At 61.3% G+C, this 23134-nt stretch carries 19 protein-coding genes; 8 read left to right on the top strand and 11 right to left on the bottom strand.

Annotation, left to right across the window (positions count from 1 at the left end):
- Positions 1–96 precede the first annotated feature (96 nt).
- From ACR0KM_RS02575 to ACR0KM_RS02555, 5 genes are read left to right on the top strand one after another with little or no spacing between them, the layout of a single operon-like run.
- Positions 97–2499: a GcvT family protein gene (locus ACR0KM_RS02575; RefSeq protein WP_480856729.1), complete on the top strand. Its 2403-nt coding sequence runs from the start codon at positions 97–99 to the stop codon at positions 2497–2499.
- 2 nt (positions 2500–2501) lie between these two features.
- The gene (locus tag ACR0KM_RS02570) at positions 2502–4040 is read left to right on the top strand and encodes a trimethylamine methyltransferase family protein (protein ID WP_480856730.1); all 1539 of its coding nucleotides are present in this window, start codon (positions 2502–2504) and stop codon (positions 4038–4040) included.
- Positions 4041–4715, top strand: a complete 675-nt coding sequence (locus ACR0KM_RS02565; protein ID WP_480856732.1) for a TetR/AcrR family transcriptional regulator — start codon at positions 4041–4043, stop codon at positions 4713–4715.
- Complete coding sequence (locus ACR0KM_RS02560) at positions 4712–6016, top strand: NAD(P)/FAD-dependent oxidoreductase (RefSeq protein ID WP_480819268.1); 1305 nt, start codon at positions 4712–4714, stop codon at positions 6014–6016. The genes ACR0KM_RS02565 and ACR0KM_RS02560 overlap by 4 nt, the downstream gene beginning before the upstream one ends.
- Before the next feature lie 53 nt (positions 6017–6069).
- Positions 6070–6801 carry a hypothetical protein gene (locus tag ACR0KM_RS02555; protein WP_480856734.1) on the top strand — a complete coding sequence of 244 codons (732 nt, stop codon included), beginning with the start codon at positions 6070–6072 and terminating at the stop codon, positions 6799–6801.
- On the opposite strand, the gene ACR0KM_RS02550 is transcribed toward ACR0KM_RS02555, so the two are convergent.
- The gene (locus ACR0KM_RS02550) at positions 6789–10214 is read right to left on the bottom strand and encodes an indolepyruvate ferredoxin oxidoreductase family protein (RefSeq protein WP_480856736.1); all 3426 of its coding nucleotides are present in this window, start codon (positions 10212–10214) and stop codon (positions 6789–6791) included. The genes ACR0KM_RS02555 and ACR0KM_RS02550 overlap by 13 nt on opposite strands.
- Before the next feature lie 142 nt (positions 10215–10356).
- Between ACR0KM_RS02550 and ACR0KM_RS02545 the strand changes: the two genes are divergently transcribed.
- Entirely contained in the window at positions 10357–10818 is a 462-nt protein-coding gene (locus tag ACR0KM_RS02545; RefSeq protein WP_480819271.1) for an Lrp/AsnC family transcriptional regulator, read from the top strand.
- A 3-nt stretch (positions 10819–10821) separates the two neighbouring features.
- On the opposite strand, the gene ACR0KM_RS02540 is transcribed toward ACR0KM_RS02545, so the two are convergent.
- Complete coding sequence (locus ACR0KM_RS02540) at positions 10822–11211, bottom strand: DUF3307 domain-containing protein (protein ID WP_480820045.1); 390 nt, start codon at positions 11209–11211, stop codon at positions 10822–10824.
- 214 nt (positions 11212–11425) lie between these two features.
- Between ACR0KM_RS02540 and ACR0KM_RS02535 the strand changes: the two genes are divergently transcribed.
- Positions 11426–14422 (top strand): ABC transporter transmembrane domain-containing protein, encoded by a 2997-nt coding sequence (locus ACR0KM_RS02535; protein WP_480857613.1) that lies wholly within the window; start codon positions 11426–11428, stop codon positions 14420–14422.
- Between the two features lie 5 nt (positions 14423–14427).
- Here the strand turns inward: ACR0KM_RS02535 and ACR0KM_RS02530 are convergent, their stop codons facing one another.
- The 9 genes from ACR0KM_RS02530 to ACR0KM_RS02490 form a co-directional block, all read right to left on the bottom strand.
- Entirely contained in the window at positions 14428–14715 is a 288-nt protein-coding gene (locus ACR0KM_RS02530; RefSeq protein ID WP_480820050.1) for an ArsR/SmtB family transcription factor, read from the bottom strand.
- A gap of 113 nt (positions 14716–14828) precedes the next feature.
- Positions 14829–16061, bottom strand: a complete 1233-nt coding sequence (locus ACR0KM_RS02525; RefSeq protein WP_480856738.1) for a mandelate racemase/muconate lactonizing enzyme family protein — start codon at positions 16059–16061, stop codon at positions 14829–14831.
- An 18-nt stretch (positions 16062–16079) separates the two neighbouring features.
- Positions 16080–17174 carry a Zn-dependent alcohol dehydrogenase gene (locus tag ACR0KM_RS02520; RefSeq protein WP_480856740.1) on the bottom strand — a complete coding sequence of 365 codons (1095 nt, stop codon included), beginning with the start codon at positions 17172–17174 and terminating at the stop codon, positions 16080–16082.
- Positions 17175–17256: 82 nt separating this feature from the next.
- Positions 17257–18456: a TCR/Tet family MFS transporter gene (locus tag ACR0KM_RS02515; protein ID WP_480819274.1), complete on the bottom strand. Its 1200-nt coding sequence runs from the start codon at positions 18454–18456 to the stop codon at positions 17257–17259.
- Positions 18457–18513: 57 nt separating this feature from the next.
- A complete protein-coding gene (locus ACR0KM_RS02510; RefSeq protein WP_480856742.1) occupies positions 18514–19227 on the bottom strand; it encodes an alpha/beta fold hydrolase in 714 nt (237 codons plus the stop codon).
- A 2-nt stretch (positions 19228–19229) separates the two neighbouring features.
- The gene (gene pcaD / locus ACR0KM_RS02505; RefSeq protein ID WP_480856744.1) at positions 19230–20027 is read right to left on the bottom strand and encodes a 3-oxoadipate enol-lactonase; all 798 of its coding nucleotides are present in this window, start codon (positions 20025–20027) and stop codon (positions 19230–19232) included.
- A gap of 60 nt (positions 20028–20087) precedes the next feature.
- The gene (locus tag ACR0KM_RS02500; protein ID WP_480856747.1) at positions 20088–21062 is read right to left on the bottom strand and encodes a threonine ammonia-lyase; all 975 of its coding nucleotides are present in this window, start codon (positions 21060–21062) and stop codon (positions 20088–20090) included.
- The gene (locus ACR0KM_RS02495; RefSeq protein WP_480856749.1) at positions 21059–21886 is read right to left on the bottom strand and encodes an alpha/beta fold hydrolase; all 828 of its coding nucleotides are present in this window, start codon (positions 21884–21886) and stop codon (positions 21059–21061) included. The genes ACR0KM_RS02500 and ACR0KM_RS02495 overlap by 4 nt, the downstream gene beginning before the upstream one ends.
- The gene (locus tag ACR0KM_RS02490; RefSeq protein WP_480856751.1) at positions 21886–22572 is read right to left on the bottom strand and encodes a haloacid dehalogenase type II; all 687 of its coding nucleotides are present in this window, start codon (positions 22570–22572) and stop codon (positions 21886–21888) included. The genes ACR0KM_RS02495 and ACR0KM_RS02490 overlap by 1 nt, the downstream gene beginning before the upstream one ends.
- 124 nt (positions 22573–22696) lie before the next feature.
- On the opposite strand from ACR0KM_RS02490, the gene ACR0KM_RS02485 reads away from it, so the two are divergent.
- Entirely contained in the window at positions 22697–23125 is a 429-nt protein-coding gene (locus tag ACR0KM_RS02485; RefSeq protein ID WP_480856753.1) for an FKBP-type peptidyl-prolyl cis-trans isomerase, read from the top strand.
- The last annotated feature ends 9 nt before the right edge of the window (positions 23126–23134 follow it).

The raw sequence follows: 23134 nt of genomic DNA, 5'->3' as shown, positions 1-23134 counted from the left end.
GATAAACGCGGTCAGATCACGAACTGTACAGAAATGTCTAGACAGAAGTGAACAGTGCTACTAGCGTCCTTTGCGAGCCATGCAGGGGAGCGCAGGATGAAATCTCAGTATCGTGTTGTAGTGATCGGGGGCGGCGTCGTCGGTGCCTCGGTCCTGTATCATCTGGCCAAGTTCGGCTGGTCCGATGTGGTTATGTTGGAACGGCGGCGTCTGGCCTCGGGGTCGTCGTGGCACGCGGCGGGCGGTATTCATGCGCTGAATGCGGACCCGAACATGGCTTCGCTGCAGGCCTATACGATCGACCTGCTGAGTGAGATCGAGAAAGAATCGGGTCAGAATATCGGTCTGCACATGACCGGCGGTTTGACGCTGGCGGGCACGCCCGAGCGGTGGGAGTGGTTGCAGGCGAACTATCGCATCTTCCAGTCCATCGGCATTGACGATTGCGAATTGTTGTCGCCGGAAGAAGCACAAAAACGCTGCCCGATCATGTCCACCGACGGCGTTCTGGGCGCGATGTGGGCGGATCGAGAGGGCTATATCGACACGACCGGAACCGTGCAGGCCTATGCGACCGCCGCTCGGAAACGTGGTGCGGAATACTACGAAGAAACCAAAGTTGAAAGTCTGACGCAGACGGCGGATGGGTGGGAGGTTGTGACCGACAAGGGCACCATCACCTGCGAACATGTGGTTAACGCTGCAGGCCTCTGGGCCAAGCAAGTAGGCCGTATGGCGGGCGTCGAATTGCCCGTTTCTCCGCTGAAACACCACTACCTGATCACCGACACGGTGCCCGAGGTTGCGCAGGCGGATTTTGAGATGCCGATGACCGTGGATCTGGAAGGGTTCACCTATATGCGGCAGGACCAGAAGGGTGTTCTGGTGGGCATCTATGAGGTCGAGCATGAACACTGGGCCATGGACGGCGCGCCATGGAACTATGGCGAGGAGCTGTTTCAGGAACAGCTTGACCGGATCGAGAACGAGCTGACGTTAGGCTTTGAGCGGTACCCCTCGATCCAGAATGTCGGCATCAAGACATGGGTGAACGGCGCGTTCACCTTCTCGCCAGATGGCAACCCTCTGGTCGGTCCGGTGCCGGGCAAGCGGGGCTATTGGTCGGCCTGCGCGGTGATGGCCGGGTTCCTGCAGGGCGGTGGCGTCGGAAAAACGCTGGCCGAGTGGATGATCCATGGTGAGCCCGAGGCCGACGCATGGCCGATGGACGTGGCGCGCTATGGCGATTTCGCGCAGAACAAACGCTATATCCGCGAGACCACGGGGCAGTTCTATTCGCGCCGCTTTGTGATGACCTATCCGAACGAGCAACTGCCCGCAGGTCGCCCGCTGAAGATGGCCCCGGCGCATGACGCGATGACCGAGGCCGGGTGCAAATGGGGCGTCAGCTGGGACCTCGAAGTGCCGCTGTATTTTGCGCCGAAGGGCTTTGAGGAAACGCCGACGCTCAAGCGGTCGAACGCGCATGACATCGTGGCCGAGGAATGCAAGGTGATCCGCGAGGGTGTGGGCCTGCTGGACATCTCGGGCTTTTCTCGGTTCGAGGTTACGGGTCCGAATGCTGAGGCGTGGCTGGACAAGGTCATGGCCTCGAAACTGCCCGCGCCGGGTCGGGCCAAGCTGGCTCCGATGCTGGGTGAGAATGGGCGGCTCAAGGGTGATCTGACCGTGCTGAACTGGGGCGATGGCACCTGGTGGATCATGGGCAGCTACTACCTGCGCGCCTGGCATATGCGCTGGTTTAACGATCACATGATGGATGGCGTCACCATCCGCGATCTGGGCGAGGAATATTGCGGCTTTGCCGTTGTTGGCCCGAAATCGCAAGCGGTGGTCGAAAAGCTGGCGGAACAGGAGATCTCGGGCCTGAAATTCATGGGCTGCGGGGATTTCGATATCGGTCTGGTCCGCGCCCGCGTCGCGCGGATGTCAGTGACGGGCGAGAAAGGGTATGAGATCAACTGCCGCTATGGCGACCATATCAAGCTGCGCCGCATGCTGCTGGAGGCAGGCGCTGACGAAGGCATCCGCGAATGCGGCTTCAACGCGATGCTCTCGACCCGTCTTGAAAAGAGCTTTGGCATCTGGTCGGCGGAATTCACGCAGCTCTATACGCCGGGAATGACCGGGATGGACCGCTGGATCGACTGGGATAAGGATTTCGTCGGCAAAGAGGCGGCGCTGGCCGAACGAGACGGCAATGGCCCGGCGCAGGTTCAGGTGACGCTTGAAGTGGATGCAGCAGATGCGGATGCAAGTGGTTACGAACCTGTCTGGGCTGGGGGCGAGCGCGTTGGTTTTGTCACATCGGGCGGCTATGGGCATTACACCGGCAAGTCGCTGGCCATGGCTCTGGTCGACCGTGACAAGGCCGAACCGGGGACCGATCTGTCAGTGCACGTGGTTGGGGTTGAACGTTCGGCCCGCGTGGTGGCGCCGTCACCCTATGACCCGCAGGGCAAAGCGATGCGGGGCTGATCATGGCAACTGACAGCCGCAGGCGCCGCAGGCGCGGGGGCGATACCGTCCCGCCCCCCCATCGCGAGGTGAATTATCGCCAGCTCCTCAATCCGTTCCCGCAGATGGAGGTTTTCCCGGCGGATCAGATCGCGGACATGCACGACACCGCTTTGCGCACGCTGGAGGAGCTGGGCGTCAAGGTTCTGCTACCGGAAGCGCGCCGGATCTACGCCCAGGGCGGAGCGCGCGTGGATGAAGACAGTGAAATGGTCTTTATCGGGCGGGATATGGTCGAGGCCGCCGTGGCCTCGTCCCCGAAATCCATCACCTGCCGGGCGGGGGCGCGGCGACGGGATTTCACGCTGGAACTGGGCAGTCTGGTGTTCCAGCCCGGCGCGGGTGCCCCGAATGCCACCGATCTGGAACGCGGGCGGCGGCCCGCGACAGGGCAGGATTATCTGGAGTTCCTGAAACTGACCCACCATTTTGATGTGTTCCAGATGATCTCGCCTCAGGTCGAGCCGCAAGATGTGCCGACGAACCTGCGCCACTATTTCACGACGCAGGCGCAGATGGAGCTGACGGACAAATTCCCCTTCTTCTTCTCGCGGGGCACGCCGCAGGTGATGGATTGCTTTGAAATGCTGTCGATCGCCCGCGGCCTCAGTGATGAGGATTTCCGGGCCAACCCCCATTGCTACACCATCATCAACACCAACAGCCCGCGCACGCTGGATATCCCGATGGCGCAGGGCCTGATCGACTTTGCGCGCCATGGGCAGATGTCGATCATCACGCCGTTTACGCTCATGGGGGCAATGGCACCGATCACGGTGGCTGGGGCCATAACCCTGTCCCATGCTGAGGCGCTGGCGGCGCTGACACTAACCCAACTGGCCAATCCCGGCGCGCCGGTGTGTTATGGGACCTTCACCAGCAACGTGGATATGAAATCTGGCGCACCCGCCTTCGGTACACCTTCGCATTTTCAGGCCTCCTTGGCGGCGGGCCAATTGGCCCGGCATCTGGGGCTGCCGTGGCGGTCTGCGGCGGGATCTGCGTCGAACATCAACGACGTTCAGGCCGCGAACGAAAATCAGTTCGGCCTGTGGGGGTGTCTGATGGCCGGGGCGACGGTGATCATTCATTCCGCCGGGTGGCTCGAAGGCGGTCTGACCGTTTCGTTCGAGAAACTGGTTTGCGATGCCGAAGTGCTGAACATGGTGGCCGAGCTGTGTGCGGGCGCGCAGGCCGGGGCGTCCGAGATCGGCTTTGACACCGCGCTGGGCGAGGTGGACCCCTCTGGACATTTCTTTGCCACCAGCCAGACGATGGAGCGTTACAATACGGCGTTCTACGAACCTCATCTGCATGATTATGCCAATTTCGGGACGTGGGCTGAGCGCGGATCGGTCGACGCAAATCATCGGGCAACCGGCGTTTGGAAGGATATCCTGTCCAGTTTCCAGCCCCCTGAGCAGGTCGGTGACCGGATCGCTGAATTGAAGGACTTTGTTGGAAAACGCACCGCCGCGGGCGGTGCACCACCGGAGAGTTGAATGAACACGAAACCCATCCTCCACCGCGATGACCCTGATGCAGAGCCTTTGGTTGGCAACATCAAGGTCACGCGCGACGATTGGCTGAACGTGGCAATGGACGTGTTGATCTCGGATGGGGTGGATCAGATCAAGGTCCTCAACCTCGCCGAGCGTATGGCCGTGTCGCGGTCGTCGTTTTACTGGTACTTCAAATCCCGGCAAGAGTTACTGGACGCATTGCTTGCACGCTGGCAGGCAACGAATACGGCGGCTCTTGTTGCGCAGGCTGAGGCCCCGGCCGAGACGATCACGGGCGCGGTGTGCAACGTGCATCGCTGCGTTGTGAACACCGATCTGTTTGATACGGCGCTGGATTTTGCTGTGCGCGACTGGGCCCGTAAATCCGGTAAGGTGCGCCGCGCGTTGGACCAGTCCGACACGCGCCGGCTTGAGGCGCTGCACGCAATGTTTGCGCGATACGGCTACCCCGAGATCGAGGCCGAAACCCGCGCGCGCGTCCTGTATTACATGCAGATCGGGTATGATCTGGCGCAGCTGAATGAACCGATTTCTGTGCGGATTTCGATGGTTCCACACTATCTGTATGTGTTCACTGGCGTCGAACCGCGCGCGGCGGAAGTCGCAGCGTTCAGCGCATATTGCCGCAAGCACTGGAAAGGAGACCCATCATGAGCCAGCCTGATGCCATCATCATCGGCACCGGAGTCATCGGCGCCGCCATTGCATTCGAGATGTCAAAAGCGGGATGGAAAACCCTCTCGCTGGATCGAAACGCACAGGTCGGGCATGGCTCGACCGCAGGATCATGCGCGATTATCCGGATGCACTATTCGACGCTGGATGGGACGGCATTCGCTTGGGAAGGCTATCACTATTGGCGCGATTGGGCGACGTATCTGGGGCTGCCCAAAGACGCAAATCTGGCGCAGTTTCGCCAAACCGGCTGCCTGGTCATGAAGACAGACGCAAACGGATATCTGGACAAGCACAAGACGTATAGCGCCGAGCTGGGTTGCCCGTTCGAAGAGTGGTCGCCCGACGAGATCACGAAGCACTTGCCGATCTATTCGCTCGACAGCTTTGCTCCGGCAAAACGTATGGACGATCCGGCATTCGGGCAACCCAATGGCGCGCAGATGCAAGGCGCGGTGTTCTGGCCGAAGGCGGGGTATGTGACAGACCCGGCCCTGTCGGCGCAAAACCTCATGGACGCTGCCAAACAACATGGTGCAGAGGCGCGGACCGGCGCAGAGGTGGTTGAAATCCTGATGGAGCAGGGGCGCGTCTCGGGTGTCAAGCTGGCATCGGGTGAGGAAATCCGCGCGAAGGTTGTTGTGAATGTTGCCGGACCGGGTTCGGCCATCGTTAACGCGATGGCCGGGGTGCTGGAGGATATGACCATCGAAACCCGGCCCCTGCGGCAGGAGGTTGTGCATGTGCCCGCTCCCGAGGGTTTTGATTTCGAAAATCAGGGCACGATTGTATCGGATAGCGATATCGCGCTTTACTGTCGGCCCGAACACGGCAATCATATCCTGATCGGCTCGGAAGACCCGGAATGTGATCCGCATCAGTGGTGCGAGGATGACAAGACCTACAATCAGGACTTTACCGACCAGTGGACCACGCAGGCGATGCGCTATGCGCAGCGGGTTCCCAGCCTTGGCATTCCCTCGAAGACGCGCGGTGTTGTGGATTTGTATGATGCGTCGACCGACTGGATTCCGATCTATGACAAATCCAGCCTTCCGGGTTTCTACATGGCCTGCGGCACCAGCGGGAACCAGTACAAGAACGCGCCGATTGCGGGCAAGATGATGGCCGCACTGATCGACTATTGCGAGGGTGGTGCGGATCACGATGCCGACCCGCTGCAGTTCGAGCTGCCCTATATCGGGCGCAGCATTGACGTCGGGTTCTATTCGCGCAAACGACCAATCAATGCCGAGAGCAGTTTCTCGGTTCTGGGCTAGACGGGTAGAGGGATCGGCCTAACTGTCCGGGGAACCGGAAAAAGGCCGTTCCCATGGCAGATCAAGCTCCGTATGTTCTGATACTCGGCAGCGCACCCTCGGCACTGGCGGCGCGTGAGTGGTCGCGGCATCCCTTCACCCATATCGTCGCCATTAACAATGCCTGGCGCATCCGCGATGATTGGGATGTGCTGATCCACCCCGAGGATTTTCCTGCGGAAAACCGCCCGCTCGGACTTGGACCTGCGCAATCCATAGTCAGCGCAAGCGATTATGTGCCGCTGCAAAACCGCTATGGTGGTTTTGTCTATGCAGGGGGTACGATGGCGTTCACCGCAGGCTATTGGGCCTTGGCGGCCCTGCGTCCGGCAGTTGTGGCATATTTGGGCTGTGACATGGTTTACCCGGCTGTGGGGCGAACGCATTTCTATGGCACTGGTGCCGCCGATCCCTTACGCGTGGATGTCACTCTGCGGTCGCTCGAAGCGAAGGCGGCGCGACTGGCTCTGTTCGGCGCGGCGCAGGGGTGCCGCGTCCTGCGTTTGTCAACCGGCGAGAGCCGCCTGGTGTTTCCGCCAGCCTCCCGGACTGAGCTGTGCGCGACGCCGATGCCAGATGTCTCGGCGATGCAGCCTGCTCTGAAGCGCGAGGCTGAGTTGGGATATTCCGTCCTGTCGGGCCGCTATTGGGAGACGGACCATCGGTTCGACGCGGCTGAAATCGATGCGCTGGACCGGCTATGGCTGGACGCTTATCGATCGTCCCGCTTGGATCAGGTCGCCTGAGCGTTCCGCTTTGCCAGCAACTCGGCCACGGTCAGCCGCGCTGTGCGGGCGCTCTCGATACGGACCGGGCCATATCCGCGAACCTCATCCGCACTGGCCAGGGCATCATGCCAGATGCCCTCGTCTGCAGTGCGATACGTCGCCTGCAGGTCATCCAGCAAAGACCGATACCATTCCAATAACGTCCGGTGCAGCCGCGCCTCGGCGTGATAACCGAAGGGATTGAACACCGAACCGCGCAAACCGCGTAGCCGTGACAGCCCCCCAAGGATCGGGCGTACCCATGGGCCCAGCCCGAACTTCCGTGGCCTTCCGCGTTCATCCTTTCGCCAGCTCAGCATCGGCGGGGCAAAATGGTATGTGGTTTTGATATCGCCTGAGAATTGCTGCGCCAGTTCATCCGCGAAGACGGGGGACGTGTGCAGCCGGGCCACCTCGAATTCGTCCTTGTAGGCCATGAAACGGAACAGGTTACGGGCGATCGACGCAAGAATCCGGTCGGATATTTCCGGTTTGGCGGCTCGGATTGTCGCGATGCGCTGCGCATAGCGGTCAGCATAACGGGCATCCTGATAGTCTGTTAGATATGCCACCCGGCGCGCGATCATCTGATCCAGCGTTTCTTCTGCCTGGGGCGCTTTTGGCTGCTCTTGAACCCGGTCAGGGTCGGCCGCCAGGCACCGTCCAAGTGCAAAGGCCAGCCGGTTCTTTTCGACGGCAACGCCATTGAGCAGAATGGCTTGGGACAGGGCCGTATGCGATACGGGAACCAGAGCCTTTTGCCACGCATAGCCCAGCATGATGACATTGGCGAAGACGGCGTCGCCCAACATCGTCTCGGCAATGTTGTTTGCATCAAGGCTGGACAGATTGGTGTTGCCCACAACATCTGCAATGGCCTGTTCCCGCGCCTCGACCCGCAATTGCGCATCACGACGCAGCACCAGATCGCCGGTGGGCATCTCGGCCCGGTTCAGCACAACCTGTGTGCCGTGCGCGTAGTGGGCCGAGGCTTTGGGCGCCGAACTAACCACCACGTCGCAGCCGATCACCGCATCCGCGGCCCCCTGATCAATGCGCACCTGATTAAGCACGTCAGGAGCCTTAGCGATGCGGATGTAGCTGAGCACTGTCCCGAACTTTTGCGCGAACCCGGTGAAATCCAGAACCGAGGCCCCTTTGCCTTCCAGATGTGCAGCCATGGTGATCAGCGCGCCAACCGTGACGACACCGGTGCCGCCGACGCCGGTGACCAGAAGATCGAAGGGTGTGTTCAGTTTGGGCAGGTCGGGGTTTGGCAGGTCGGCCTCCAGCGCGTCCAGATCCAACGCGACGGCCCGCTTGCGCCGCGTCGCGCCTTCCACGGTGACAAAGCTGGGGCAGAACCCGTTCAGGCAGGAAAAATCCTTGTTGCACGAACTCAGATTGATCTTGCGCTTGCGGCCCAGAGGGGTCTCGCGCGGCTCGACACTCAGGCAGTTCGACGCGACCGAGCAGTCGCCGCAGCCTTCACAGACCAGATCGTTGATCCAGACGAATTTCTGCGGATCCTGCAGCGTACCGCGCTTGCGGCGGCGGCGTTTCTCGGTGGCGCAGGTCTGTTCATAGATCAAAACGGTGACGCCGGGGATCTCGCGCAGCTCGCGCTGCAGGGTATCCATCTCGGCGCGGTCATGGAACGTGGTCCGGGTGGGGAAATCCGCGCGGCGGAACTTGGTGATATCGTCCGAGACCAGCGCGATCCGGTCCACGCCCTCGGCGCGGCAGGTCTGGGCGATACCTGAGACGCTGACAGGGCCATCCACCGGCTGCCCTCCGGTCATTGCCACCGCGTCATTGTAGAGGATCTTGTAGGTGATATTCGTTCCCGCCGCGACCGCCTGCCGGATCGCCAGCGAGCCGGAATGGTACCACGTCCCCTCGCCAAGGTTCTGGAAGATATGCTTACCGCCATTGAATTGCGAGGCCACCACCTGCGGCACGCCCTCACCACCCATCTGCGCATAGCCGACCGTCTCGCGGTCCATCCACGAGGCCATGACATGACAGCCGATGCCGCTGGCCGCCGTCGAGCCTTCGGGCACCTTGGTCGAGGTGTTGTGCGGGCAGCCCGAGCAGAAATAGGGCGTTCGCACAGCGCCCGGTACGTTGATCACGGGTGGGGGCGTTTCGGTCAGGGCTTTTGCCTTGGCGGGCAGGCCCTCTTCGGGGAAGAATGTGTGCAGCCGCGCGGCAACGATGGGGGCCAGCATCAGGGGGCTCAGCTCTCCGGTCCAGGGGATCAGCGGTTCACCGTGGCTGTCGTATTTGCCCACCATCTTCTGCGGCTTGTCGCCCGGCCAGTCATAGAAATACTCTTTGAACTGGCTTTCAATGATGCCGCGCTTTTCTTCGACGACCAGCACCTCGGCCTTGCCTTTGACGAACCGCAGGGCGTTGCGGCGGGCCAGCGGCCAGACCATCCCGACCTTGTAGATGTCGATGCCCAGACGTCGGCAGGTGGCCTCGTCCAGACCCAGCAGACGCAGCGCCTCCATCAGGTCCAGATGTCCTTTGCCGGTCGTGACAAAGCCGAACTTGGCGGTGTCGATGTCATAGATGCGCCGGTCGATAGGGTTGGCTTCGGCAAAGGCGCGCACGGCGCGCAACTTGTGCTGGATGCGGGTTTCGATCTCGGGCGAGGGCAGGTCGGCGGTGCGCACATGCAAGCCGCGTTCAGGCAGGTCGATCTGAGGCAGGGTGAATTCACGGTCGGGGCGCAGGTTGACCGACCGGGCGCTTTCGACGGTTTCGGAGATCGCCTTGAACCCGACCCATGTCCCGGAAAAGCGCGACAGGGCAAAGCCGTATTCGCCGAATTCTAAGTATTCCTCGACGGAGGCCGGGTTCAGCGTGGGCATGAACCACGCCATGAAGGCCACATCCGACTGGTGCGGCATCGAGGAGCTGACGCAGCCGTGGTCATCACCTGCCACCACCAACACGCCGCCCTTCGGGGCCGAGCCATAGGCGTTGCCGTGTTTCAGCGCGTCGCCTGATCGGTCGACGCCCGGACCTTTGCCGTACCACATCGAGAAAATCCCCTCGACCTCGCAATGCGGATCGAGGGTGGCCTGCTGCGCACCCAGAACTGCCGTCGCGCCGAGGTCTTCGTTCACCGCAGGCATGAAGGTGATGCGGTCGGTTTTGAGCCGGTCCTTGGCGCGCCAGAGCTCAAGATCCAGCCCACCCAGCGGCGATCCGCGATAGCCCGAGACAAACCCCGCCGTATTCAACCCTGCCTGCCGGTCGCGCCGGGCCTGATCCATCATGATCCGCGCCAGGGCCTGCGTGCCGGTCAGAAAAACCCGGCCTTGGGCCAGGGCGTAACGATCTTCAAGCTGATAGGTGCGGGGGGTGTCGTGGTGACTCATCGCTGCCGTCCATGGGTGTTGCCTTTGGAGGCCGGTAGCATAAGCCGCTTGGTATGGATTATTGTGCCCGACTTTGCGGCTGGATAAGAAATTTAGGATAATTTAGTCGATAACTGACGGATTATCGGGTAACTGAACCGGTATGATCGAAATCGATGACCGTGACCGCCGCATTCTGACCTTGCTCCAGAAGGACAGCCGTATCTCGAACGCCGATCTGGCCGAGGCGGTGGGCATGTCAGCCTCGGCCTTGTGGCGCCGGGTACGTGCGCTGGAAGAAGCTGGGGTGATCGAGCGATATGGTGCGCTGGTGCATCCTCCGGCTATGGGGCTGACGTTTGAGGCGATCGTGCATGTACACCTGACGCGTCACGACCCCGAGAAGATCGTCGATTTCATCCGGGCGGTCGAGACCAGCGCCGAGGTGCAGGAATGCTATGCCACGACCGGGCAGGCGGACTACCACCTGCGCGTTCTGTGCCGGGACCTCGCGGCCTATAATGTGTTCCTCGAGGATTTTCTGTTCCGCCTGCCCGCTGTTGCCAGCGCGCAGACCAATGTGGTGCTGCGCACGATCAAGCGGAACCGTCCGGTTGTGCCCTGATCCTCAGGCGGCGAACGCCACCCAGGCCCACGCCATGCCGATATAGGTTAGATTGTGCATCAACTGATCCAGCCCTGCGGCGCGCCAGAACGCGGCCTGATTGGGCTGCAGTTTTTTGCGGTCGGAATAATGCGCTTTGGCAAAGTCGATGTGGAAATGCACGATCCATTCCAGCGCAGCGATGATCAGGATGAATTCAAGCGGTGCGCGAAACAGCGCGAATATCGCAACCGATCCCACAACATGCACCACCGCATGTTGTGCGCGTCCCATATGGAAATACGACCCTCGCCCGGAAAGCATCTTGGGCGTCTGTAGATAATAATCGGCAAACATATGTTTGATCTGAAGCAGGCAAAGCAACAGAAACACAGTGCCAAAACTGGCAGGCAAATGAATCCTCCCGATATCGTCCTGAATCAGAAGAGTAGGGGGTAATTGTCTGCCGCGCAAATGAACTTGTTCACACAAGGGCATTTCAGCGCGATTTGGAAATTTAATTGCGTCTCCGGATACGATTGCGGTAGTTTCGACCTGTTGTATTTGTGTCCAAAACATCCCTTTGAGCGACGGATCAAAAGCAGGGGCGGGTTTCATAGAACGAACGATTTTTCGGTTCATTTGGAAATACTCCAAACGCGACCAGTTGATCTTGCTGGCCGTGACCTCGACGCTTTTTCCTCTTTTGTATCTGACCTTGGAGCTGCCCAAGCGGATCATCAATGATGCGATCGGGGCTTCCAGCCAGATCGTGAATGTCTGGGGCTATAACCTGCAGCAGACCACGTTCCTGATGATCCTGTGTTTTGCGTTTCTGGCGGCGGTGCTGGCCCACGGCCTTATGAAAATGCGCATCAACACCATGAAAGGGGTGCTGAGCGAACGCATGCTGCGCCGGTTCCGGTATCAGCTGATCAGCCGGGCGTTGCGCTTTCCGCAACCCTATTTCGAGCGGGTCAGCCAGGGCGAGATGGTTTCTATGATCACCGCCGAAAGCGAACCGATGGGTGGCCTGATGGGCGATGCGATCAGCCAGCCGGTGCTGCAGGCGGGGCAGATGATCACCATCCTGTCTTTCTTGTTCCTGCAAAGCGTCTGGTTCGGTCTGGCGGCGGTCGCGCTGATCCCGCTGCAGGCCTGGCTGATCCCGCGCCTGCAGCGCCAGATCAACCTGCTGAACAAGAAACGCATTCAGGAGGTGCGCATCCTGGCAGCCCAAATCAGCGAGAACGCGGCAGGGGCTGCGACACTGCGCGCCAACGGCGGCTGGCGGTACCGTCGTGCGATGATCTCGGACCAGTTGGGGCGGCTGTTCGGCATACGGTTCGAGATTTACCAGAAGAAGTTCTTTATGAAGTTCATCAACAACTTCATTTCGCAGCTGACGCCGTTCATGTTCTATCTGGTGGGCGGTTTTCTGGTGTTGCAGGGTTCGGTCTCGCTGGGCGCGCTGGTGGCGGCGCTGGCGGCGTATAAAGACCTGAGTTCGCCTTGGAAGGAACTGCTTACCTATTACAACCAGACGCAAGATATGTCGCTGCGCTGGGACGTGGTGATCGAACGCTTTGCACCTGATGGGATGGTCGATGAGACCTTGTTCGACAGCGACCCCGATCAGAGCCCGCATCTGAACGGCGATATTGTCCTGAGCGATGTCTCGGTGCGTGACATCGATGGCAATCAGGTGCTGGACGATCTGCATCTGACGTTTCCGGCGGGCAAGACCATCGGTATCTCTGCCCCCAGCGAAGAAGACCGCCATGCCATGACCGAATTGCTGACGCGCGAGATTCTGCCCACCTCAGGCAAGATCGAGATCGGCGGCCTCAATATGGCTGAGCTGCATCAGAGCACTGTCGCCGCGCGCATCGGCCTTGCGACGTCGCGTCCGGTGATGTTCCAGGGAACGCTTGGTGAGAATGTGATGATGCCAATGCGTCCGCGCCCCTTGGCCTCAACCACCCAGGATCCCGACTTTGCCGAGACATTGCGCTCCGGGAACAGTGCTGATCCGTTCAAGACAGAATGGCTCGATCCCGGGCTTGCCGGTTTTGAAGACACCGTACATTTGCGCGAATGGTGGTTGAAGCTGATTGATGTAATGGGGTCGGGCGCGGCCCTGTTCCAGCGCGGGGCCGAGCAGGTATTCAACGCTGACGAGCGCCCGGCTTTGGCCGCAAAGCTGATTGAGTTGCGCCCGCTGGTACAAAAAGCGGTGCGTGATGCAGGACTCGAGCAGCAGGCGTTGGTGTTCGATCGGTCGACGTACAACCCGGCCCTGCCCGTGGCCGAGAACCTTCTGTTCGCGACGCCTTGCGTCCCGGTCACACAGCAATTGCTGGCGCAGCAGACCGTGTTTCTGGGGCAGTTGCGTGAACTGGGTCTGGACGAAACGCTGACGAACCTGACGCGCGATGTAATCGAAATGCTACGCCAGATCTTTGGGCTGGACGGCACCGATCACCCGCTGTTCCGCAAGCTGGGCCTTGATGTCAAAACCTACGAAGCAGCCGCTGAGCTGATCGAACAGACCCGCAAAGAGGGCGTCAGTGGACTGAATGATGAGCAATTGGCCAATCTGCTGGCGGTGCCGTTTGTGATCTCGGCTGAACAGATTGGTCCGGCGTTCTCGGAAGAACTGAAAAACCGTATCCTGGAGCTGCGTCACAGCCATTCGGAAAAACTGCTTGAACGGTTGCACAATGTCTTTGTGCCTCTGGATGAGACCGCCTTTGCGCCCGGTTTGACGGTGATGGAAAATGCGCTGTTCGGCAAAGTCAGTCAGATCGGGGGCGCGCGCACCGACGAGGCGCGCAAGCTGATCGTGGACGTATTGGCCGAGAACGGCGCGCGCCCGATGGTGGTCGAGCTGATCTATGATGTGCCGGTGGCATTGGGCGGGCAGAACCTGCCTGCGGTGTTTGCCGAACCGCTGGCCTTTACCCGCGCGACCATCAAGAAACCGGATATCCTGATCCTTGAGAACGCGCTGGCCAGCTATGACATGCAGACACAGGTTGCGGTCTACAAGAACCTCCGGGAATTGCTGCCCGAGGCGACGGTAATCTATCTGAATGACCAGTTCGAAAACCCGGATGTCTTCGATATGTATGTGGAGATCCGCCAAGGCCGCGTCGTCAGTGATGACGGGCCCACTGATATCGAAGGCGACGGCGCGGCTTCGGCTGATCTGGGACGCAAGCTGCGGGCGCTGGAACAGACGCCGTTGTTCTCGGGGCTTGACCGGCGTCAGTTGCGCCTGCTGGCCTTTGGTGCGCGCTGGTTCGACGCAAAACCGGGGCAGGTCATCTTCCTCAAGGATGATCAGCCGACAGACGGCGCTTATGTCGTTCTGAGCGGTGAGGCGGGATTGTACCTGCCGCAGCCGGGTGCATCAGACCAGCTGATCACCAAGGTCGGGGCCGGGGCGCTGGTCGGTGAACTGGGCCTGATCCGCAAAGAGCCACGCGCGCTGAGCATGGTGGCGGAAACCGAGCTGTCTTGTCTGCGCATCGGGGAAGAAGAATTCATGGCCGTTGTGGAAAACGACGCTGCCACGGCGTTCAAGCTTTTGCAGGTGATCGCGGGCTATGTTTCCAGTTGACGCGATCAGCTTTCGGCGGAGCAGAACAGATCGTAAAGCAGGGCAATGACGCGCTGGGGTTTGCCATCGTTCAGCGCATAATAGATGGTCTTACCGTCGCGCCGTGCCTTGACCAGCTGTTCTTCGCGCAAGCGGGCGAGCATCTGACTGACCGCCGCCTGGCGCATACCAAGCAATGCCTCCAGCTCACCGACCGAGCGTTCGCCGTCGCTGAGATGACAGAGGATCATCAGGCGCCCTTCATGCGCCAGTGTTTTGAGAAACGCTGTCGCCTGCGCGGCGCTGTCTTTCATGTCCGCAGGGATTTCGCCGGAAGGTGCAAGTGTTTCGGGGGGCTGTGTTGTCACAAAAAAACCGGTCTGCCGTTAGGGGGTCCGGTTAATATGCCTCATCAGGGGGTCAATTGTCACCCCTTGGTTGCAGGTGCGCCGCCCTGAAAGGCGTTTCCATGCGCATAGTCGCAGGGTGCCTCCTGCATCTGCAGGTGCAGATCTTTGCCGGTATAGGGGTTAGCGCGGGCCAGTGCTTCGTCCACCTCGATCCCAAGACCGGGGGTGGTTGGCGGGGTGACGAATCCGTTCTCGACCCGGATCGCGCCGTTGATCAGTTGATCGTGGAACGGCGTTTCGATGGTTTCCAGCAGCAGCAGGTTGGGGATCGAGGCGGCCAGATGGATATTGGCGGCCCATTCCACCGGCCCGGCATAAAGATGCGGGGCCATCTGAGCATTGAACACCTCTGCCATGGCGGCGACCTTCTTCATCTCCCATATGCCGCCTGCACGGCCCAGCGCCGGTTGCAGGATTTCCGCCGCACCTGTGCGCAGAACCGCGCCGAATTCGGCCTTGGTGGTCATCCGCTCACCCGTGGCCACGGGGATGCGGACCTTGCGGGCGACGCGGGCCATATCTTCGATCATGTCAGGGGGCGTGGGTTCCTCGAACCAGAGCGGCGAATAGGGTTCCAGCGCCTGACCCAGCCGGATGGCGCCCGCCGTGTTGAACTGCCCGTGGGTGCCGAACAATAGGTCGGCCTTGTCGCCCACCGCCTCGCGGATGGCTTTGCAGAAGGCCACCGACAGCGAGATATCGGTCATCGCAGGCATATGCCCGCCGCGGATGGTGTAAGGCCCCGCGGGGTCGAATTTGACGGCGGTATAGCCACGCCGCACCATCTCGGCGGCGCAGTCCCCCGCCTGTTCCGGCGAGGTCCAGAAATCAGTCAGATCATGCTGCGGCAGAGGATAGAGGTAGGTGTAGGCCCGGATACGATCATTCATCCGCCCGCCCAGCAGGGCATAGACCGGGCGGTCCCGGTCCTTGCCGAGGATATCCCAACAGGCGATTTCGAGCCCTGAAAACGCGCCCATCACGGTTAGATCGGGGCGCTGGGTGAAGCCGCTGGAATAGGCACGGCGGAACATCAATTCGATGTTTTCGGGGTTTTCGCCCAGCATGTGCCGTTCGAACACGTCGCGGATGACGTGGGTCATCGCATGGGGACCAACGGACGAGGCATAGCATTCCCCCCATCCGGTCACGCCGGTATCGGTGGTGACCTTGACCAGTATCCAATAGCGCCCGCCCCAGCCCGGGGCCGGGGGCGCGGTGACGATGATATCGAGATCCTGCAGTTTCACGCGGCGCTCCTTTTGGGGTCAGCCCCTGTCGAACATGATCACATTGCGTTTGGCGGAACCGGATTTGGTGTCCTCGATCGCCTCGTTGATCTGCGACAGAGACCAGCGGCCCGAGATCAACTCGTCCAGCTTCAACCGCCCCTGTTCATAGAGGTCTATCATCCACGGAATATCCCGCTGAATGACCACATCGCCCATTTTTGAACCCACCATACCCTGACCCAAAGCGGCCAGCACCACGGGCTCATAGCTGGACATATCCCCTGAATGCGGCATGCCGATCATGATCGCCTTGCCACCCCGGCCCAGATAACGCGGGGCCTGATCATAGGCGGGGATCGCGCCGACTGTGATCAGAACTGCATCCGCGCCACGTCCGCCGAGCGCCTTGTAGGTGGCCTTCCACGGCTCTTTGAGGCTGCCAAGAACGCCGCGGGTTGCGCCGAATTCCTTGGCTATCTCCAGCTTGTCCTCGGTCATGTCGACGGCGACGATGCGGCGGGCCCCGGCGATGCGCGCGCCCTGAATGGCGTTCAGCCCGACGCCGCCTGCACCGATCACCACCACATCTTGCCCGGGGCGAAGCCTGGCGGCGTTCACTGCTGCGCCGACACCGGTGATCACGCCGCAGGACAGCAGGCTGGCGAGGTCTTTGGGCAAGCTTTCGGGAATTTTGACGATCTGGCGATGGCTGACCACGACCTTCTCGGCAAAGGCCCCGCAGGCCATGGCTTGCTCCAGCGCGCCGCCATCAGCAGTGCGCAGGGGGCCTTTGACTGTGTCATAAGGCGTTTCGCAAATGGTTGGCTTTCCACCTGCGCAGGACGGGCAGGACCCGCAGGCGCGGATCAGGGTTACCACAACCGGGTCGCCGACCTTGAAACCTTCGGCACCTTCGCCGACCGCCGAGATGACACCTGCTGCTTCGTGCCCATATACTGCGGGCAGGTGGCCGCCCCATGCGCCGCTGGCGAACGAGATGTCCGAGTGGCAGATCGCCACCGCGTCCAGCGTGACCTCGACCTCGCCCATTCCGGGCGGTGCGATCAGAATGTCCTCGATCACCAGAGGCGCGCCGAAGTCCCGGCACACGGCTGCTTTGATGGATTGCATGTCTGTCCCCGTTTCGTTTCAGGCCACGGTGACCTTTTGGGGACGGACCTGCAAGACGGAATCCGTCACCCCTATGTCGTTGTTATGCCAAAGCCGCGCGCGGACGCAGGAACATCACCAACCCGACCGCCATCAGGACCAAAGCCAGCAGAAACGGCGCGCCGGGCAGGTAGATTGGCGGGTTCTGGCCTGCGAACTGGGCAAAGACGCTGGTCATGACCAACGGCGAGATGATCATCGACAGCGCGTGCAGGGCTGCAAGCACGCCTTGCAACTCGCCTTGCTGGGAATCAGGCGTGGCGCGCGACATCAGGGCCTGCAGGGCCGGGGTGACCACCGCCCCCAATGCGGCGACGGGGATCAGCATCAGTGCGATCAGGCCGTTGGTCAGAAAAGCCAGCAGTAGGAAGCTGACGATTCCGAACGCCATGCCCCAGATGATCGTGACCCGCTCGCCCAGATACCGGGTGGCGGGGCGGATCAGACCGCCTTGCACGGCGGCCATGCCGATCCCGTAAACCGCCAGAGACAGCCCGATCATCTGCGGCGACCAGCCGAAGCGTTCGAGCGTGAAATAGGACCAGATCGCCGGGTAGACATAGATCGAGATCGAGTAGAGGAAATAGACCCACAGCAAGGGCCGGATGCCGGGCAGCGCCGCGATGGCACGAAGCGATCCCGCCGGGTTGGCGCGTCGCCAGTGAAAGGGGCGACGGTTTTCCTTGGTGACAGTTTCCGGCATCACCAGCAGACCTAGCAGGAAGCCTATGGCAGACAGCCCCGCCGCAGCCCAGAACGGGGCGCGGGTGCCGAATTCGCTGAGCAATCCGCCCATCAGCGGCCCCAGCACAAAGCCCAGTCCGAAGGCCGCGCCCAGAAGACCGAAATTGGCGGCTTTTTCATGAGGTTTAGACACATCGGCCATGAAGGCGGCAGCGGTTGCATGGGTTGCGGCGGTGATCCCTCCGACAATGCGTCCTGCCAGCAGCAGCCAGATACTGCCCGCAACAGCCATCACCACATAGTCGAGCGCCATGACAAAAAGCGAGACCAGCAGAACCGTGCGTCGGCCATAAGCATCCGACAGGTTGCCCAGAACTGGCCCAAAAAGGAACTGCATGGTCGCAAAGGCAGTGCTGAGCACGCCACCCCAGATCGCGGCGGTGGCCAAGGTGCCACCCTGCACCTCGACAATCAGTTGCGGCATGATGGGCAGCACCAGACCGATGCCCATCGCGTCGATCATCACAGTACCAAGAACAAACAGAAAGGGCAGGCGCATGAGAGTCCGAAACTGGTTTGACCGGACCCTAACGGTAGGGCCACCCGGTGCAAAGCCTTAGATCCGCTGCGAGATTTGATGTAGCAGCCCGGCCAGATGTTCTGGGTGTGAGAAGAACGGCGAATGAGAGCTGTCGATGGTCAGGCTCAGGTCCGGACCCGCGCAGTCGGCCATCTGAGCCTGATATTCGGTTGGAACCGTGCGGTCATCGGTGGTGCGGATATAGGCCTTGGGCACACGGTCGAACTTTTCGCCAACCTCCAGCGGTGTGTCTTGCGGTGTGATCGCCTGCGGGCAGAGACGGCCCAGCGCGTAGGTCACCACCTCGCGTGGACAGTCATGATAAAACAGTCCGTGCACCCGGTCCGGCAGGACGCTGTAGGACAACCCGTCCGAGGATTTCTCGACCGCGTCCCCGATCAACTGGCGGGGCGCACGTTTGCGCATCTCGATCATAGACAGCCCGGATTGCGGAACGTAGGCGCACAGATAGACCAATGCCCGCAGCGCGCCGGGTGCAGCTTCGGCGGCCGCGCTGATCGGATATCCGCCCCAAGAATGCCCGACAACGATGGTATCAGGGGTGCAGGCGGCAAGGACTGCATCGCGGCAGGACGCAAGCGTGACATCCGCAATCGGCGTTGGGTCTGATCCGTGGCTGGGCATGTCAATCGCACGCGCCGTATGCCCGAATGTGGTCAGTTCGGGGATCAGGTCACGCCAGCACCAGGCGCCGTGGCATGAGCCGTGAACCAGCAGGAAATCGGCCACGTCTAAGCTCCTTGCAGATGTCCGGTTTCGATCAGAAACCCGTTGAGGAGGTCCGCGTATTCGGCTGGCCGCTCGACGCAGGGCAGATGGCCCGCCTTGCGGATCAGCGCAAAGCGCGCGCCGGGGATCAGGTCAACCGTTTCGCGCACCAGATCGGGCGGGGTTGAGCCGTCCTCGCTGCCTACGATCCCCAGCGTGGGCAGGCGCAGACCGCTGGTCGGGGTATAGAAGTCGGTGCCGGAAATCGCAGCACAGCAGCCAAGATAGCCGTCCAGAGGTTGCCGGACCATCATGTTGCGCCACAGCGCCAGATCGGCACTGGCGCGGAAGGGTTTCGAGAACCACCGCTCCATCGTGGCATCCGCCAGCGCCTCGATCCCGCCTGCGCGGGCGGCGGCGATGCGGTCCTGCCAGATATTGGGTGTGCCGATCTTGGCGGCGGTGTTCGACAGGACCAGCGCTCGGATTTGATCCATGCGCTTTACCGCCAGCCCTTGCGCGATCATCCCGCCGATCGACAGGCCGACGAACATGCAGTCTTTGACCTCAAGATGGTCCAGCAACCGTTCGGTATCACGCACCAGCGCGCCCATCGAGTATGGTCCCTCGGGTTGCGAAGACAGGCCATGGCCGCGTTTGTCAAAGCGGATGATGCGCAGGCCCTTGGGCAGCAACGGCAGGATCGGGTCCCACAGGCGCATATCCGTGCCCAGTGAATTGGCGAAGACCAGCGGCGCGCCGTCGGGGTCTCCGTCAACGCGGTAGTGTATCTTCACGTCTCCAAGGTCGGTGATGTGCATCGGTGAGGGGTCCGCCTTAATGTGTTTGCGGCGGAATAGTGCACCGGTTCACGCCCGTTGTCAGGTCAGGAATTCCAACGCTTGTTCAAAAACCTGCGGGTCCACATTACCGCCCGAGGCGACGACGATCACCGCGTCGCCCTCGATCTGGTCCCTGCGGAATAGCGCCGAGGCCAGCGAGACCGCGCCGCCGGGTTCCAGCACAATCTTGAGCCGCAGGAAGGCCTGCGCCATGGCCTGCAGCGCCTCTTGTTCGGAGACGGACAGGCCCGGGCCACAGAGCCGATTCAGGATCGGGAAGGTGATCTGCCCCGGCTGCGGCGTCAGGATCGCGTCGCAGATATTGCCCGACGAGGCGTTGTTGTTCTGAATGGTCCCCGACGCCAGAGAGCGTTTGACGTCATCAAAACCCTCAGGCTCACACGGGCGGGCGCGCAGGCCCGGCGCGTGTTGTTCCAGCGCCAGCGCGATGCCAGAGGTCAGCCCTCCACCGCCGCAACAGACCAGCACATCGGCTTGCGTGACGCCTTGCGCCTCGGCCTGTCGGGCGATTTCGAGCCCGACCGTCCCCTGACCGGCGATCACTTGCGGTTCGTCATAGGGCCGGATCAGGGTCAGGCCGCGCTGTGCGGCCAGCGCCTCACCGATCTCTTCGCGGCTTTCATTGGCGCGGTCGTACAGAACCACCTCGGCCCCCAAGGCGCGGGTGTTCTCGATCTTCAGTTGCGGTGCGTCCGAGGGCATGATGATGACCGAGGATATCCCGTGCTGGCTGGCCGCATAGGCAACCCCCTGCGCGTGATTGCCCGAGGAATAGGCGATCACGCCCCGCTGGCGTGCGGCCTCATCCAGTGCCGAAATCGCCGACCACGCGCCGCGAAATTTGAAGCTGCCGGTGTGCTGCAGGCATTCGGGTTTCACCAGCACCCTGCGCCCGGCAATCTCATCCAGAAAAGGGGAAGACAGCAGCGGCGTTTCGCGTGCGTGCCCGTCCAGCCGCTGTGCGGCGGCTTCGATCATTTCAATACTGCTCATGTCGCGTCCAGTGTTTTGCGGATGACGTCAAGGGATTGAGGTTCATTCAGAAAGGGCACATGCCCCCGATCTGCGATCTCGGCACTGATCAGGCCGGGATGGCGGGTTTGCATCTCGGCCAGCGTTGCGGCCCCGAACAGGTCTGAATTCGCGCCCCGGATCACGCCGGTCGGTATATCGCCAAGCGCGTCGAACAACGGCCAAAGGTCGGGCGGCGGGCCTGCGGCGGCCTGCTGGATCAGCGCCTCGCGCAGGGCGCTGTCATAGCGCAGCGCGAGGCCCGTGTCCGATTGCAGATATTGATTTTCAACCTGTTGCCGCCAGATGGCGCGAGGCACGCCGGGGAATTGCGGCTCCATCATCTGGTGCACCGCCTCTGCGGCCGCGTCATAGGTTTTCGCGTTGGGCGGCTTGCCCACATAATCCATGATCTTGGCAATGCCCTCGGCCTCGATCACCGGCCCTACATCGTTCAGGATGACAGCGGCCAGACGATCCGGGTGGCTGGCAGCCAGCGCCATGGCGATCAGCCCGCCGCGCGAGGTGCCGAGGATCGTGACCTTTTCCAGCCCCAGATGGTCCAGCAACTCAATCGCGTCCTGCCCTTCGCGCAGGATGTTGTAGTTCATGAAATCCGGGTCGTAATCGGACTGACCGCGTCCTCGATAATCCATCGCGATCATCCGCAGATCGCCGACATGCGGGGCAAGAAACGAGAAATCCCGGCTGTTTCGGGTGAGCCCAGCAAGGCAGAGCAGGGGCTGCCCCGATCCGGTATCCTCGAAATACAGGCGTTTGCCATCCGAAGTGGTGAAAACCGCCATCAAAGCCCTGCCAGTTGCGGGATGCTTGTCAGGTCTGACAGCACATGCGCCGGTTTCCACGGCAGACGATCCATCGGTTCGCCCGCGCGGTTGACCCAGGCGGTGACGAAACCATAGCCGCTGGCCCCTGCCGCATCCCAGCCATTGGAGCTCACGAACAGCACCTCGTCGCGGGCGCAGCCGAACCGGCCTTGAACCAGATCATAGACGCGGGCGTGGGGTTTGAAGACGCCGACGCTTTCGACCGATAGCACATCGTCCAGCACATCCCCGATCCCGGCGGACTGCACCGCCCCGTCCAGCATTGGGGGTGAGCCGTTAGACAGGATGGCTGTCTGCAATCCGCCCGTCTTCAACGCCTTCAGCATCTCGGGGACCTCGGGGTAGGCCTGTAATTCCCAATACAAATCCAGCAGGCGTTGGCGCAGGGTGTCGTCGCCCTGCAGCCCGACCGCCTCAAGCGCCCAGTCCAGTCCGTCTTGTGTCACATCCCAGAAATCGCCATGCGCATCGGCCACAGCGCGCAGCCATGTGTATTGCAGCTGTTTCAGACGCCAATGGTTGGCCAGTTCGGGCCATCTATCGGCCAAAGCCTCGAACCCCGGCTCGGCCGCGGCCTGACGCGCCGCCGCGGCGACGTCGAACAGCGTGCCATAGGCATCGAATACGCAGGTTGTGATAGCCATATGATCCTCCCCTGATCGGGCGCAGGTAAGCACAACTGTTTCACAGGTTAAAGAGGGCAGGGTTTACAATGCCGTGTCAGCCTCTAGGCTGCGCCGCTTATTCCCCTTGAGGCCGGAGGCCCCCATGACCGCAATCAAACAAGGCGACACCGTTCGCATCCACTACACCGGCACGCTGCTGGACGGCAAAGTCTTTGACAGTTCCGAAGGGCGCGATCCGCTGCAGTTTGAGGTCGGCTCGGGCCAGATCATTCCCGGTCTGGACGTGGCGCTGCCGGGGATGGAGATCGGCGAGAAAAAGCGCGTCGAGATCGCCTGCACCGAAGCTTACGGTCCCATCAACCCCGGCATGCGCCAGCAAATCCCGCGCGAAGGTATCCCGGATGATATTCCGCTTGAGCCCGGCACGCAGTTGCAAATGCAGACACCCGATGGGCAGGCCTTGCCGGTGACGGTTGTTGAAGTCGATGAGGCGACCGTGACACTGGACGCCAATCACCCGCTGGCAGGTCAGGACCTGATCTTCGACATCGAGATCGTCTCGGTCAACTGACACTGGCCG

Source organism: Ruegeria sp. G10 (genome assembly GCF_056533645.1).
This window is presented reverse-complemented; position numbering and strand designations above follow the sequence as displayed.

Coding starts and splice junctions, on each gene's coding strand:
- ACR0KM_RS02550 (WP_480856736.1), bottom strand. CDS start 10,214: ATGAGTCACCACGACACCCCCCGCACCTATCAGCTTGAAGATCGTTAC.
- ACR0KM_RS02495 (WP_480856749.1), bottom strand. CDS start 21,886: ATGGCGGTTTTCACCACTTCGGATGGCAAACGCCTGTATTTCGAGGAT.
- ACR0KM_RS02530 (WP_480820050.1), bottom strand. CDS start 14,715: ATGAAAGACAGCGCCGCGCAGGCGACAGCGTTTCTCAAAACACTGGCG.
- ACR0KM_RS02555 (WP_480856734.1), top strand. CDS start 6,070: ATGGCAGATCAAGCTCCGTATGTTCTGATACTCGGCAGCGCACCCTCG.
- ACR0KM_RS02515 (WP_480819274.1), bottom strand. CDS start 18,456: ATGCGCCTGCCCTTTCTGTTTGTTCTTGGTACTGTGATGATCGACGCG.
- ACR0KM_RS02520 (WP_480856740.1), bottom strand. CDS start 17,174: ATGCAATCCATCAAAGCAGCCGTGTGCCGGGACTTCGGCGCGCCTCTG.
- ACR0KM_RS02565 (WP_480856732.1), top strand. CDS start 4,041: ATGAACACGAAACCCATCCTCCACCGCGATGACCCTGATGCAGAGCCT.
- ACR0KM_RS02570 (WP_480856730.1), top strand. CDS start 2,502: ATGGCAACTGACAGCCGCAGGCGCCGCAGGCGCGGGGGCGATACCGTC.
- ACR0KM_RS02575 (WP_480856729.1), top strand. CDS start 97: ATGAAATCTCAGTATCGTGTTGTAGTGATCGGGGGCGGCGTCGTCGGT.
- ACR0KM_RS02490 (WP_480856751.1), bottom strand. CDS start 22,572: ATGGCTATCACAACCTGCGTATTCGATGCCTATGGCACGCTGTTCGAC.
- ACR0KM_RS02560 (WP_480819268.1), top strand. CDS start 4,712: ATGAGCCAGCCTGATGCCATCATCATCGGCACCGGAGTCATCGGCGCC.
- ACR0KM_RS02500 (WP_480856747.1), bottom strand. CDS start 21,062: ATGAGCAGTATTGAAATGATCGAAGCCGCCGCACAGCGGCTGGACGGG.
- pcaD (WP_480856744.1), bottom strand. CDS start 20,027: ATGCACATCACCGACCTTGGAGACGTGAAGATACACTACCGCGTTGAC.
- ACR0KM_RS02545 (WP_480819271.1), top strand. CDS start 10,357: ATGATCGAAATCGATGACCGTGACCGCCGCATTCTGACCTTGCTCCAG.
- ACR0KM_RS02485 (WP_480856753.1), top strand. CDS start 22,697: ATGACCGCAATCAAACAAGGCGACACCGTTCGCATCCACTACACCGGC.